General features: G+C 62.7%; 11 protein-coding genes. 6 read left to right on the top strand and 5 right to left on the bottom strand.

The genetic code is table 11. The features are described from left to right. Positions 1-163: 163 nt before the first annotated feature. From I3253_RS15185 to I3253_RS15160, 6 genes are all read left to right on the top strand, one after another. Positions 164-1,531, top strand: a complete 1,368-nt coding sequence (locus tag I3253_RS15185; protein ID WP_197918728.1) for a CmpA/NrtA family ABC transporter substrate-binding protein — start codon at positions 164-166, stop codon at positions 1,529-1,531. A gap of 98 nt (positions 1,532-1,629) precedes the next feature. Beyond that, the gene (locus tag I3253_RS15180) at positions 1,630-2,712 is read left to right on the top strand and encodes an ABC transporter permease (RefSeq protein WP_197918727.1); all 1,083 of its coding nucleotides are present in this window, start codon (positions 1,630-1,632) and stop codon (positions 2,710-2,712) included. Between the two features lie 6 nt (positions 2,713-2,718). Next, positions 2,719-4,410 (top strand): ABC transporter ATP-binding protein, encoded by a 1,692-nt coding sequence (locus tag I3253_RS15175; RefSeq protein WP_197918726.1) that lies wholly within the window; start codon positions 2,719-2,721, stop codon positions 4,408-4,410. A 5-nt stretch (positions 4,411-4,415) separates the two neighbouring features. After that, positions 4,416-6,860 (top strand): nitrite reductase large subunit NirB, encoded by a 2,445-nt coding sequence (gene nirB, locus I3253_RS15170; RefSeq protein WP_197918725.1) that lies wholly within the window; start codon positions 4,416-4,418, stop codon positions 6,858-6,860. After that, complete coding sequence (gene nirD, locus I3253_RS15165) at positions 6,857-7,189, top strand: nitrite reductase small subunit NirD (protein WP_197918724.1); 333 nt, start codon at positions 6,857-6,859, stop codon at positions 7,187-7,189. Before nirB ends, nirD begins: the two co-directional genes overlap by 4 nt. Beyond that, positions 7,189-9,831, top strand: a complete 2,643-nt coding sequence (locus tag I3253_RS15160; RefSeq protein WP_197918723.1) for a nitrate reductase — start codon at positions 7,189-7,191, stop codon at positions 9,829-9,831. Before nirD ends, I3253_RS15160 begins: the two co-directional genes overlap by 1 nt. A gap of 1 nt (position 9,832) precedes the next feature. Here the strand turns inward: I3253_RS15160 and I3253_RS15155 are convergent, their stop codons facing one another. From I3253_RS15155 to I3253_RS15135, 5 genes are all read right to left on the bottom strand, one after another. Further along, the gene (locus I3253_RS15155) at positions 9,833-10,669 is read right to left on the bottom strand and encodes an alkaline phosphatase family protein (RefSeq protein ID WP_197918722.1); all 837 of its coding nucleotides are present in this window, start codon (positions 10,667-10,669) and stop codon (positions 9,833-9,835) included. 126 nt (positions 10,670-10,795) lie between these two features. Further along, entirely contained in the window at positions 10,796-11,122 is a 327-nt protein-coding gene (locus I3253_RS15150; protein ID WP_197918721.1) for a hypothetical protein, read from the bottom strand. A 152-nt stretch (positions 11,123-11,274) separates the two neighbouring features. Next, entirely contained in the window at positions 11,275-12,912 is a 1,638-nt protein-coding gene (locus I3253_RS15145) for an ABC transporter ATP-binding protein (protein WP_197918720.1), read from the bottom strand. Beyond that, positions 12,909-13,724, bottom strand: a complete 816-nt coding sequence (locus tag I3253_RS15140) for an ABC transporter permease (protein WP_197918796.1) — start codon at positions 13,722-13,724, stop codon at positions 12,909-12,911. Before I3253_RS15140 ends, I3253_RS15145 begins: the two co-directional genes overlap by 4 nt. Beyond that, entirely contained in the window at positions 13,724-14,680 is a 957-nt protein-coding gene (locus I3253_RS15135; protein WP_197918719.1) for an ABC transporter permease, read from the bottom strand. The genes I3253_RS15140 and I3253_RS15135 overlap by 1 nt, the downstream gene beginning before the upstream one ends.

Below are 14,680 nucleotides of genomic sequence, written 5' to 3'. Positions count from 1 at the left end.
AAGCCGGGGCAATGGCGCCTCGCAAATCTCCTCTTCCCCGCTGCCGGGGACATCCGGGCAAAGCCGCTCGACCGCCTGTGAAATCCACAGGTCCGGTCAGCGGCTTTCTTGTTTTTTTCGCCCCTTTCCTCTTCGGCGGGGCACATCAAAAGGATAATGCACCATGAAACGCATCGCCTCTCTCCTCGCGGCCACCACCATGCTGGTGACACCGGCCATGGCCGAACTCCTGGACCTGGAAAAGGACGAGCTGACCTTCGGCTTCATCAAACTGACCGACATGGCGCCGCTGGCTGTGGCCTATGAACAGGGCTTTTTCGATGACGAAGGTCTCTTTGTCACGCTCGAAGCCCAGGCCAACTGGAAAGTGCTTCTGGACGGGGTGATCGACGGCCAGCTGGACGGCGCCCACATGCTCGCCGGTCAGCCGCTGGCCGCCACGATCGGCTTCGGCACCAAGGCGCATATCGTCACCCCTTTCTCGATGGATCTGAACGGCAACGGCATCACCGTGTCCAACCAGATCTGGGAACAGATGAAACCCAACGTGCCGCTCGACGCGGAGGGCAAGCCGATCCACCCGATCAGCGCCGCCGCGCTCGCGCCGGTGGTCGAAAGCTACAAGACCGAAGGCAAACCCTTCAACATGGGCATGGTCTTCCCGGTTTCGACCCACAATTACGAACTGCGCTACTGGCTGGCGGCCGGCGGGCTGGAACCGGGCTATTACAGCCCTGAAAACATCACCGGCCAGATCGGCGCCGACGTTCTGCTCTCCGTCACCCCGCCGCCGCAGATGCCCGCCACGATGGAGGCCGGCACAATCTATGGCTACAGCGTAGGCGAACCCTGGAACCAACAGGCCGTGGCCAAGGGCATCGGCGTGCCGGTGATCACCGATTATGAACTCTGGAAGAACAACCCCGAAAAAGTGTTCGGCATTACCGACGAATTTGCCCGGGAAAACCCCAACACCACGCTGGCCGTGGTCAAGGCGCTGATCCGCGCGGCGATGTGGCTGGATGAAAACGACAACGCCAATCGCATGGCGGCGGTCGAAATGCTCAGCCAGCCGGAATATGTGGGCGCCGATGCCGATGTGATCGCCGCCTCGATGACAGGCACGTTCGAGTATGAAAAAGGCGACGTGCGCGAGGTGCCCGATTTCAACGTGTTCTTCCGCTACAACGCGACCTACCCCTTTTATTCGGACGCCGTCTGGTACCTGACCCAGATGCGCCGCTGGGGCCAGATCGCCGAGGCCAAGCCGAACACCTGGTATGACGAAGTCGCCAGGTCGGTCTACAAGCCCGAAATCTACCTGCAAGCCGCCCGGCTTCTGGTCGAAGAAGGTCTTGCCAACGAGGCTGATTTCCCCTGGGACAGCGATGGCTACAAGGCCCCGACCCCGGCGGCGGATATCATCGACGGCATCGCCTATGACGGCAAGGCCCCGAACGCCTATCTCGAAAGCCTGCCCATCGGCCTGAAGGGCAACCAGAAGGTGATCGGCACCGAGATCCAAGGCTAAGCAACGCACAACGCGCCGCTCCTCCGCCCCACCGGGCGTCCTCGCGAGGAAAGCCCGCAAGGGCATGAGGAGCGGCCAGCCCCCCAAGGACCTGACCCATGACCGCGACAGACCCCCAAGCCCTTGCCGATGACGCACGCGAAGCCCGCCGCGCGCGCCTCTTCACCCGCATCAACAAGGCCGACACCTGGTTCCAGGTTCTGGGCCTCAGCTTCATCACCCCGATCCTCAAGGCCGCCGCCGGCGACAACCCCAAAGCGCAGGCCAGGGAAATCTGGCGCCTGCTCGGTGTGCCGGTTCTGGCAATCCTCCTGTTCCTGTTTGTGTGGGCCAGCCTCGCCCCGACGGTGCAAACCTCGCTGGGCGCCGTACCCGGCCCCTCCCAGGTCTGGACCGAAGCCGTCAACCTGCACGAGGACGCTCAGGCCAAGGCCACGAAAGAGCAGAAATTCTATGACCGGGTCGACGCGCGCAACCAGAAATTCATCGACAACGGTCAGCCCGAAAAGGTGAAACAGATCACCTATACCGGCGCGCCCAGCTATTACGATCAGATCTGGACCTCCATCAAAACCGTGTTCTTCGGCTTCCTGATCGGCTCGGCTGTCGCCATTCCGCTGGGCATCCTCGCCGGCCTGTCGCCCTATGCCAGCGCCGCCATCAACCCGCTGATCCAGATTTTCAAACCGGTCTCGCCGCTGGCGTGGCTGCCGATTGTCACCATGATCGTGTCCGCCACATACACGGTCGATGACGGGCTGTTCTCCAAATCCTTCCTCAACTCGGCCATCACCGTCACGCTGTGCTCGCTCTGGCCGACGCTGATCAACACCTCGCTTGGGGTCGCCTCCATCGACAAGGATCTGGTGAATGTCTCCAAGGTTTTGAAAATGAACACCTATACCAAGATCACAAAGCTGGTTCTGCCCTCGGCCCTGCCGCTGATTTTCACCGGCCTGCGCCTGAGCCTCGGTGTGGGCTGGATGGTACTGATCGCCGCCGAAATGCTGGCCCAGAACCCCGGTCTTGGCAAATTCGTCTGGGATGAATTCCAGAACGGCTCGTCCAGCTCGCTGGCCAAGATCATGGTGGCGGTTCTCACCATCGGCATCATCGGCTTCCTGCTGGACCGCCTGATGTATGCCATCCAGTCGCTCTTTACCTTCTCCTCGAACCGGTGATCCGACATGAGCATTCTCAAGTTCGAAAACGTATCCAAGGATTTCGGCGAGGGCACCGCCCGCACCCATGTTCTGAAAGACATCACGCTCGATGTGCAGGAAGGCGAATTCCTTGTCCTGCTCGGCTTTTCCGGCTCGGGCAAGACCACGCTGATCAACCTGATGGCGGGTCTGGAACAGCCAACCAAAGGCAGCGTCACCTTCAAGGGCGCACCGATCACCGGTCCGGGGCCGGAACGCGGCGTGATCTTCCAGAACTACTCGCTGATGCCCTGGCTCACGGTGAACGGCAACGTCATGCTGGCGCTCGATTCGGTCTTTCCGAACATGCCCAGGGCCGAAAAGGCCGCGAAGGTCGCCCATTACGTTGACATGGTCGGCCTCTCCCATGCCACCACGCGCCGCCCGGCCGAACTTTCGGGCGGGATGCGCCAGCGGGTCAATGTCGCCCGTGCGCTGGCCATGAACCCCGAAATGCTCCTGCTCGACGAGCCGCTCTCCGCGCTGGACGCGCTCACCCGCGCCAATCTCGCCGACGAGATCGAGGCGATCTGGGACGCCGACAAGAAAACCTGCGTCCTGATCACCAATGACGTGGACGAGGCGATCATCCTCGCCGACCGCATCATCGCGCTGAACCCGGACGGCACCCTGGGCGACGCGTTCACTGTCACCATCCCGCGCCCCCGCGACCGGATGGAAATGAACCACCATGACGGCTTCAAGAAGCTGCGCGCCGAAATCACCACCTACCTGATGGATGTCGGGATCAAGGCCAAGGTGGATACCGCGCGCGAGCTTCCCAACGTCACCGCAATCCACAACCTGCCCAAGGCCCAGGCAGACGTGCAAGCCACGCAATCCCAGCGTACCGACCGCTATCTCGAGTTTTCGCAACTCCACAAGATCTACCCGACCCCCAAAGGCCCGCTCACCGTGGTCGAGGATTTCGACCTCAAGCTGGACAAGGGCGAGTTCATCTCGCTGATCGGCCATTCGGGCTGCGGCAAATCCACCGTGCTCACCATGGCAGCCGGCCTCAACGACATCTCCAAAGGCGTCATCAATCTTGACGGGCGCGGCGTGGTCGGCGCCGATCCCGAACGCGCCGTGGTGTTCCAGTCGCCCAACCTGTTCCCATGGCTCTCAGCCAGGGAGAACGTCGCCATAGGCGTGGACAAGGTCTATCCCCGCGCCTCCCAGGCCGAACGCCAGGACGTGGTCGAATACTACCTCGAACGGGTCGGTCTGGGCGATGCGATGGACCGCCCCGCGCATTCCATGTCCAACGGCATGAAACAGCGCGTCGGCATCGCCCGCGCCTTTGCCCTCTCGCCCAAACTGCTCTTGCTGGACGAACCCTTCGGAATGCTCGACAGCCTCACCCGCTGGGAGCTGCAAGAGGTGCTGATGGAAGTCTGGGACCGCACCAAGGTCACGGCGGTCTGCGTCACCCATGACGTGGACGAAGCCATCCTGCTGGCCGATCGCGTGGTGATGATGACCAACGGCCCCCAGGCCACCATCGGCAAGATCGTCGATGTCGATCTGCCCCGCCCGCGCACCCGCAAGGCGCTGCTGGAACATCCCGACTACTACAAGTTCCGCCAGGAAGTTCTCGATTTTCTCGAGGAATATGAACACGGCGCCAAGCCCACACCCAAAACCCCGGCCCCCGCGCCGATTGCAGCCGAGTGAACCCCATGAAACAGAAACTGATCATCGTCGGGGCTGGCATGGCTTCGGGCCGCGCGCTCGAACACCTGCTGGAACACGCCCCCAACGCTTACAACATCACCCTGTTCAACGCCGAACCGCGCGGCACCTATAACCGCATCATGCTGTCCCCCGTGCTCTCCGGCGACAAGACATTCGACGAGATCGTCACCCACACCGCCGAATGGTACGAGGAAAACGGCGTCACCTGCCGCTTTGGCGAAAAGATCACCGCCATCGACAAATCCGCCAGGACGGTCACGGCGGAAAACGGCGATGTGCTGGAATATGACAAGCTGATCATCGCAACCGGCTCCGCCCCCTTTATCATCCCGCTTCCCGGCCACGATCTTGACGGCGTGATCGCTTACCGCGACCTCGAAGACACCAACGCCATGATCGCCCTTGGCGACCGGCCCGGCGCCAGGGCGGTTGTCATCGGCGGCGGCCTTCTGGGTCTCGAAGCGGCGGCGGGCCTCAAGGCGCGCGGCGTCGACGTGACCGTTGTGCATATCATGGGCCACCTGATGGAGCGCCAGCTTGACGAGGCCGCCGGGTATCTCTTGCGCAAGGCACTGGTCGACAAGGGCATCACGGTGAAATGCTCGGCCAACTCCAGGGAAATTCTGGGCGAGAATGGCAAGGTCAAGGCCCTGCTGCTGGATGACGGCACCGAACTGCCCTGTGACCTGCTGGTCATGGCCGTCGGCATCCGCCCCGCCATCGCGCTGGCCGCTGACGCGGGCCTCGCCACCGGTCGCGGCATCCATGTCGACGATCAGATGGTCACTTCCGATGCCAACATCCTCGCCCTTGGCGAATGTGTCGAACATGACGGCAATATCTTCGGCCTCGTCGCCCCTCTCTATGATCAGGCCAGGGTGCTCGCCAAGACCCTGCTCGGCGAAGAGGCGGCGTTCAGGAACAAGGAAGTCTCGACCAAGCTCAAGGTCACGGGCTGTGACCTGTTCTCTGCCGGGGATTTTGCCGAAGCCGAGGGGCGCGAGGACATCGTCTTCCGCGACCCGGCGCGCGGCGTCTACAAGCGCCTGGTGATCGCGGAAAATCGCCTCATCGGCGCCGTGATGTATGGCGACACCGCAGACGGCAACTGGTTCTTTGGCCTGATCAAAGACGGCACCGACATATCCGAAATGCGCGACACCCTGATCTTTGGACCCGCCTACCAAGGGGGGGCCGCCCTGGACCCTATGGCGGCCGTTGCAGCCTTACCGGCTGACGCAGAAATCTGCGGCTGCAACGGCGTTTGCAAAGGTCAGATCGTCGACGCCATCAACAACGGCGCCACAGACCTTGGCGCGATCCGTGCCACCACAAAGGCATCCGCCTCCTGCGGCACCTGCACCGGGCTTGTGGAACAGGTGCTCGCCACCACGCTGGGGGACGATTTCGTCATGCCCGCCGCCGCCTCGGTCTGTGGCTGCACCGACCTGAGCCACGAGGACGTGCGCCGCCTGATCAAATCCCGCGCACTGAAATCCCAGCCCGCCGTCTGGCAGGAACTCGGCTGGAGCACGCCCAACGGTTGCCATGTCTGCCGCCCGGCGATCAATTACTACCTGCTGGCCGACTGGCCGCTGGACTATGCCGACGATCCGCAATCGCGTTTTGTCAACGAACGCAACCACGCCAATATCCAGAAAGACGGCACCTATTCCGTCGTGCCGCGCATGTGGGGCGGCATCACCACCCCCGAAGAACTGCGCGCCATTGCCGATGCCGCCGACAAATACGCCGTGCCCACCGTCAAGGTCACAGGCGGTCAGCGCATCGACCTTCTTGGCGTCAGGAAAGAAGACCTGCCCGCCATCTGGTACGATCTCAACCAGGCCGGGCTGGTCTCGGGCCACGCCTATTCCAAGGGCCTGCGCACGGTAAAAACCTGTGTTGGCGCGGACCATTGCCGTTTTGGGACACAAGACAGCACCGGGCTTGGCATCAAGCTGGAAAAACACCTCTGGGGGTCGTGGACACCGCACAAACTCAAGCTCGGGGTCTCGGGCTGTCCGCGCAACTGCGCCGAGGCCACCTGCAAGGATATCGGCGTGATCTGTGTCGACTCGGGCTACGAGATTTCCATCGCCGGCGCGGCTGGCATGGAGGTCAAGGAAACCGAATTGCTGTGCAAGGTCGCCACCGAGGAAGACGCCATCGAAGTGATCTCGGCCATGACCCAGATCTACCGCGAAAATGCCAAATACCTTGACCGCGTTTTCAAATGGGTCGCCAAGGTGGGTCTCGACTGGGTCAGGGAACAGATCGTCGACGATCTGAAAAACCGCAAGGCGCTGGCCGACCGGTTCGAGATCTCCCAATCCGTCTATCGCACCGACCCATGGGCCGAACACGCCCGCGAAAAGGCGGCCACCTATCACCCTATCGCCAACCTGACACTGGAGGCCGCAGAATGAGCTGGATCGACATTGGCGCCATCACCGACATCCCCCTGCGCGGCGCGCGTATCGTGAAAACCGAACTGGGCTGTGTCGCCGTGTTCCGCACCGACGACAACGAAGTGTTCGCCACTTCGGACCGCTGCCCGCACAAGGGCGGCCCCCTCTCCGAAGGCATCGTGCACGGGCGCAAGGTAACTTGTCCGCTGCACAACTGGGTTTTCAGCCTTGAGACCGGCGAGGCCCAGGGCGCCGATGACGGCCAGATCGCCACCTACCCCACCCGCATCCTTGATGGGCGGGTCATGCTGGACGGAACCCACCTCGCGACCGAGGCCGCCGCCTGATGAAAGACCTTGATCTGACCCCCGCCAACGCGACCTGCACCACCTGCCCCTATTGCGGCACCGGTTGCGGCGTTCTGGCCGCCCCGGACGGCGCGGGCGGGCTGGCGATCAAGGGCGATCCGGCCCATCCGGCCAATCTCGGCCGGCTCTGCTCCAAGGGGTCGGCGCTCGGCGAGACCGTCGATACCGACGGTCGTCTTCTCACGCCGCAGATCGCCAACCGTTCCGCAAGCTGGGACGAGGCGCTCGATCTGGTCGCCACCCGGTTCTCCGACACCATCGCCATGCATGGGCCGGACTCGGTGGCCTTCTATGTTTCGGGCCAGCTTCTGACCGAGGATTACTACGTCGCCAACAAGCTGATGAAGGGCTTCATCGGATCGGCCAACATCGACACCAACTCGCGCCTCTGCATGGCTTCCACCGTCGCTGGCCACAAACGCGCCTTCGGCACCGACACGGTGCCCGGCACCTACGAAGATCTGGAACTGGCCGATCTGGTCGTGCTGGTCGGGTCCAACCTGGCCTGGTGCCACCCGGTTCTTTATCAACGCATCGCGGCCGCCAAAAAGACCCGTCCCAACATGCGCATCGTGGTCATCGACCCGCGCCGCACCGCCACCACCGACATCGCCGATCTGCACCTTGCAATCGCCCCCGGCACCGACGTGGCCCTGTTCAACCGCCTGCTCGCGGAGATCCACCAACAAGGCGCCGTGGACGCGGATTTCGTTTCCAACCACGTGTCCGGCCTGCGCGAAGCCCTTGATACCGCCAGTTCCACAGACACCGCCGAAACCGGCCTTCCCGACGACCAGTTGATGCATTTCCTGAACCTCTGGGTGCGCACGGAAAAGGTTGTCACTGTCTTTTCCCAGGGTGTGAACCAATCCGCTCAGGGCTCGGACAAGGTGAACGCGATCCTGAACTGCCACCTTGCCACGGGCCGCATCGGCCAGCCCGGCATGGGACCGTTCTCTGTCACTGGCCAACCCAACGCCATGGGCGGGCGCGAGGTGGGCGGGCTGGCCAATATGCTCGCCTGCCACCTGGATATCGAAAACCCCGATCACCGCGCCCTTGTCGGTGGCTTTTGGTCCGCCCCCGCCATGCCCGAACGGCCCGGGCTGAAGGCGGTGGACATGTTCCGCGCCGTGGCCGATGGCCGGATCAAGGCGCTTTGGATCATGTGCACCAATCCTGCCGTGTCCATGCCGGATGCCGATGCCGTGCGTGATGCCATCGCGGGCTGTGACTTTGCCGTGGTCTCCGACCTCACCGGCACCACCGACACCGCGCGCCTTGCCGACGTGGTGCTGCCCGCCACCGGCTGGGGCGAAAAGGACGGAACCGTCACCAATTCAGACCGCACGATCTCGCGCCAGCGCAGCGTCCTGCCCGCCCCAGGCCAGGCGCGCCACGATTGGGACATCATCACCGAAATCGGTCGCCGCATGGGCTGGCAGGCCGCGTTCGATTATTCCTGCCCCGCCGAGATCTTCCGCGAATACGCCGCCCTTTCCGGCCTGGCCGCCGCGCAGGGCAAGGATTTTGACATCTCCGGCCTCGCGGACCTGTCCAATACGGAATACGATGCCCTGCGCCCCATACGCTGGCCCGTCAGCGCCCGCAACAAACCCGCCGACCGCCTGTTCGGCGACGGGCGCTTCTTTACCGCGTCGGGACGCGCCAACATGCTGGCTGTGGAACAGGCCCCTTCCGTCCGCACCCCACCCCACCGCTTTCGCCTCAACACCGGCCGTATCCGCGATCAGTGGCACACCATGACCCGCACCGCCCGCGCGCCCCGGCTCAACCAGCACTATGGCGAGCCCTTTCTGGAAATCCACCCCGAAGACGCGCTCGCCCTTGGCCTGAAACCCGCCGAACTTGCCCGGGTTTCGAACCAGCACGGCCATGCCGTCCTGCGTGTTCTGATCACCGACCGACTGCGCCCCGGCACCGTCTTTGCCCCGATCCACTGGACATCCGAAACCGCCTCGGCAGGACGCATAGGCACACTGGTCCCCCCCCGCACCGATCCGGTCTCGGGCCAGCCCGACAGTAAATCGGCCATGGTCTCGATCGCGCCATACGCACCCGAATGGTATGGGTTCGCGGTCTCCTCCACACCGCTCGCGCCAAAAACCGATTACTGGGCCAACGCCCGCCACAGTTCCGGCTGGCGCAGCGAACTGGCCGGTTTGCAAACGCCCGACAACTGGGAGGATTTTGCCCGCGCCCTCTTTGACGCACCCGGCGCGCAGGTCTCCAGCGTCATCGATCCTGCGAAATCCACAACCCGCATCGCCCTGCACGACAACGGCGCCCTGATCGGCGCGCTTTATACCGCGCCCGAACCCGTCGCCGTGGCGCGCGCCCATATATCGGCCCTGCTGGGCACCCCCGGCGCCGCCGCCCTCGCGGGCCGCCCGGGTCAGGACCAGCCCGATCCCGGCGCCACGGTCTGCGCCTGTTTCAATGTCGGGGTGAACACCATCATCGCCGCCATCACCCAACAGAACCTGCTCAGCGTGGACGAGATCGGCACCGCCCTTCAGGCCGGCTCCAACTGCGGCTCCTGCCGCCCCGAACTTGCCGCGCTGCTGAACGCCACGCTGGGCCAAGCCGCCGCCGAATAGCTCAACTCAGAAATGGCCGCGCCTTCATGGTTTCCGGCACCGGCACACCCAGGCGGCTCAAAACCGTCGGCGCCAGCTGCAACTGGTGCAGCACGGTATCCGCCGAAGGCCCCTCGCCCGGCCCAAAATAATACAGCGCGAATTCCTGCTGCAACGTCCCGCGCCCGCCATGATGCCCACGTTCGTCCTGTCCGTGATCCGCCGTCACGATCACCTCATAACCCGCCGCGCGCCACTTCGGGATAAACGGTGCCAACATCTCGTCCATGACGAAACAGGCATGATCCATCTCGTGGCTTTCATGCTGAAACCGGTGCCCCATGCTGTCCAGCGTACAGGTGTGCAACATCCCGTAATTCAGCCCGAACCGCAGGCACAGATTGGTCAGCGTGCCAAACAGGTCCACATCCGACGGCGTCATCTGGTTGGCCGCGCCATACCCCGTCATCGTGTGAAACCGCCCGTGGTTGATGGTCTCGCTGTCGGGTTCGTCATACTCAATGTCACGCACGAAATCGAACGGATGCCGATTGAAAAACTCTGACCAGAAGGAATGCGCCACCGCCCCGGTCACGCCGCCCGCCTTGCGCACTTCGCTGAATATATCCGGCTGGCTTATGCGGAACACATTGCCGTTTCCGGTGCACCCATGCTCCTGCGGCGTCACGCCGGTATGGATCGACGCATAGCAACTGGCCGAGATCGACGGCAGCACCGCCGACATCCGCCATTTCCTGGCCTCGCCACTTTCGACCCATCCCTCAAGATTGCCGAACAACCGCTCCCAGTTGCGCCACGGCACCCCGTCCAGAATGATCAGCAGTAGCTTTTTGTCCATCTTCGCCCTCGCATCGCGTGATTTGCATTGCCACTACCCTAGGCACAACACGGACCTTCCCGCAATTCGCCGCGGCCCTTGTCCAGCCACGTCACCCCCCATTTCCAGGACGTTCAGATCCCCGGATCAGCCGTCTTGCCCCCGTCCGCCGCGCACAGGCGCGTTGCCCGCCAACGCCTGCGCGATCTGCGCGTCACTCAGCCCCGCATCCGCGCTTTTCAGACAGGCCGCCACCGCGCGCATGTCCCGGCGCGCAGGCTGACCGCCACCACTCAGGTCCGACCCGGGAAAACAGGCCGCAACCTGATCCGCGCGCACCCCCAGATCGGCGCCAATGGCCGCAAATCGCGGCGCTGTCGCGTGCCGCTCCTGCGCCGCCGTTTCGCTCAGGTAGAACCCGGCCAACGAGGCAAAGCCCAACACGGCGATGAATAGATACTGCTTAACGGTCATCGCAACGAAGTCCTTTCTTGTTCACTTGACCCTGATACGCGCCCACCCGTAGATCCGTCGCACCACGCACAAAAAAAACGGCCCCGATCCCGGAGCCGCTTCATTTTGCCAGAAATTCTCCTGCCCGCCGCCCGAAAGGGGGGCAGCGAAGCTCAGTTGCCCGCGCTCTCCATCTTGCGGTTCGCGATCACCTCTTCCAGCCAGCCCAGCTTCATTTCCGGCACCGAACTCAACAGCAGGTCGGTATAATCGTCAAAGGGCGGGCTCAACACCTCCGTCTTGCCGCCATACCGCACCACTTCGCCCTGATACATCACCGCAATCGAATCCGCGATCGCCTTCACCGTTGCCAGATCATGGGTGATGAACAGATAGGCCACATCCTCGATCTTTTGCAGGTTCAGCAAAAGCTTGAGAATGCCATCCGCCACCAAAGGGTCCAGCGCGCTGGTCACTTCGTCGCAGATGATCATCTTCGGCTTGGCCGCCAGCGCGCGCGCGATGCACACTCGCTGCTTCTGCCCCCCCGAAAGCTCGGCCGGATAGCGGTCGATAAACTCGATCCCCATCTCGATCTCGTCCAGCAATTCCACGATCCGCTTGCGCTTCTGCGCGCCGCGCAGCCCGAAATAGAACTCCAGCGGCCGCCCGATGATCGTGCCCACCGTCTGGCGCGGATTCATCGCCACATCCGCCATCTGGTAGATCATCTGCAACTCGCGCAGATCCTCTCGAGAACGCCCGCCAAGGGCGGCCGAGAGATCACGTCCCGCGAAATGGATACTGCCCTCCTTGGGCGGCAACAGCCCGGTGATCACCCGCGCCAGCGTCGACTTGCCCGATCCGCTCTCACCCACCACCGCCAGCGTCTGGCCCGGATGCAATTCCACGTTTACATCATGCAACACGTCGAAATTCGTACCCCGATAACGCGCCGTGATGTTTTCAACCTTCAGCACCGGTTCGGACGTTGGCTCCTTTTCCTTGTGGTCGATCGAGCGCACGGACACCAGCGCCCGGGTATATTCTTCCCGTGGCGCGTTGATGATCTGGTCGACGGATCCGTATTCCACCATGTCGCCCATCTTCAGCACCAGTATATCGTCGCTCACCTGCGCCACCACGGCCAGATCATGGGTGATATAAAGCGCGGCAACCCCGGTGTCGCGAATGGCCTCCTTGATCGCCATAAGCACTTCGATCTGCGTGGTCACGTCGAGCGCCGTCGTCGGCTCGTCAAACACCACCAGATCCGGTTCCGGGCACAGCGCCAGCGCCGTCATGCAGCGCTGCAACTGCCCGCCCGACACCTGGTGCGGATAGCGGTTGCCGATGGTCTCCGGATCCGGCAGGCCCAGCCTGGCAAACAGCTCGATAGCCCGCGCCTCGGCGTCTTTCCTGGAAAACTTGCCGTGACGCACCGAGGCCTCGATCACCTGGTCCATGATCTTCTTGGCCGGGTTGAACGACGCCGCCGCCGACTGGCTGACATAGGTCACTTCGCCACCGCGCAAACTGCGCACATCCTGCAACGGCGTCTTCAGAATATCGCGCCCGTTGACCCATACTTCGCCGCCGGTGATCTCCACACCGCCCCGGCCATAGGCCATCGACGCCAGCCCGATGGTCGATTTCCCGGCGCCCGACTCTCCGATCAGGCCCAGCACCTTGCCCTTCTCCAGATCGAAGGACACACCATGCACAATCTCGATATCATGCGGCTTCTCGCCCGGCGGATACACCGTCGCGCCGATCTTCAGGTCGCGGACTTTCAGCAAGGACTCACTCATCCCCGGCCCCCTTTCAGCGAGGTCGTGCGGTTCAGCACCCAGTCGGCCACCAGGTTCACGCTGATCGCCAGCGTCGCAATCGCGACCGCCGGATAAAGCGCGGCACCGATGCCGTAGACGATCCCGTCCTTGTTTTCCTTCACGATCCCGCCCCAATCGGCCTGCGGCGGCTGCACGCCCAGCCCCAGGAACGACAATGTCGAGACAAACAGCACCATGAAGATGAACCGCAGCCCCATTTCCGCCACCAGCGGGCTAAGCGCATTCGGCAGGATCTCGCGGAAAATGATCCAGCGCCGCCCCTCGCCACGCAGCTTGGCGGCCTCAACGTAGTCCATCACGTTGATATCCACCGCCACCGCGCGGGCCAGACGATACACGCGCGTCGAATCCAGCAATCCCATCACCACAATCAGAACCGGCACCGTCACCGGCATCACGGACAGGATCACCAGCGCAAAGATCAGCGACGGGATCGACATCAGCAGATCAACAAAACGGCTCAGCGCCTGATCCACCCAGCCCCCGACAACAGCGGCCAGAAACCCCAGAACCGACCCGGTGACAAAACTCAGGATCGTCGCCACCGTCGCGATGAATATCGTCGTCCGGCCGCCATAGATCATCCGCGTCAACAGATCGCGCCCGATATTGTCGGTGCCCAGCCAATGCTCCGCGCTGGCTGGCTCCCATACGTCACCCACCGATTCGGCCATGCCATAGGGCGCCAGCAACGGCGCAAAGATCGCCATCAGGAAATAGAGGGCCATGAAAAACAGCCCGACCATCGCCGAGACTGGCATATTCTTGATCATTTCGGATGCCTCAATCGCGGGTTGGACAGGATGGCGACAATATCGGCAACCATGTTCAGCCCGATATAGACGGCCGCAAACACAAGCCCGCTGGCCTGCACCACCGGCAGGTCGCGTTTGGACACGTGATCCACAAGGTATTGCCCCATGCCGGGATAGGTGAACACCACCTCGATCACCACCACACCCACCACCAGATAGGCCAGGTTAAGCATCACCACGTTCACGATCGGCGCGATAGAATTGGGGAACGCATGTTTCCAGATGATCAGGAACATCGTCAGCCCCTTGAGTTCGGCCGTTTCGATATAGGCCGACTGCATCACGTTCAATATCGCCGCGCGGGTCATACGCATCATATGCGCAAGAACCACCAGCGTCAGAACGGCCACCGGCAGCGCGATGGTTTGCAGCTTTTCGCCAAGGCTCATGCCGTCATAGATCGTTGCCACCGTCGGCGCCCAGCCCAGCTTGACGCCAATGAAATACATCAGCACATATCCGATCAGGAATTCGGGGATCGAAATCGACGCCAGCGTAACGCCGGAAATCAGCTTGTCCGGCCAACGATCGCGAAACCGCACCGCAACCAGCCCAAGGAAAACGGCCAGCGGAACCGAAATGATCGCCGCCCACATGGCAAGGAAAAGCGTGTTCGACAGGCGCTTGCCCATGCTTTCGGCAATGTCCTGGCCACTGGTCAATGCCGTGCCCAGGTCGCCCTGCAAAACCCCGCCCAGCCAGCTGAAATAGCGGTTCAGCGCCGGTTCGTTCAGCCCGAGCTCTTCACGCAGGTTCGCCAACGCTTCAGGAGTTGCCGATTGGCCCAGAATACTCTGGGCGACGTCACCGGGCAGTATATTCGTGCCGGCGAAAATCAGCGCCGAAACCATGAACAGCAATAGAAGCCCCAGCGCAAGACGCTGGGACACCAGTTTTAACGCCACGTGCAT

Source organism: Thiosulfatihalobacter marinus (assembly GCF_016019955.1).
Lineage (GTDB): Bacteria > Pseudomonadota > Alphaproteobacteria > Rhodobacterales > Rhodobacteraceae > Shimia > Shimia marinus_A.
This window is presented reverse-complemented; position numbering and strand designations above follow the sequence as displayed.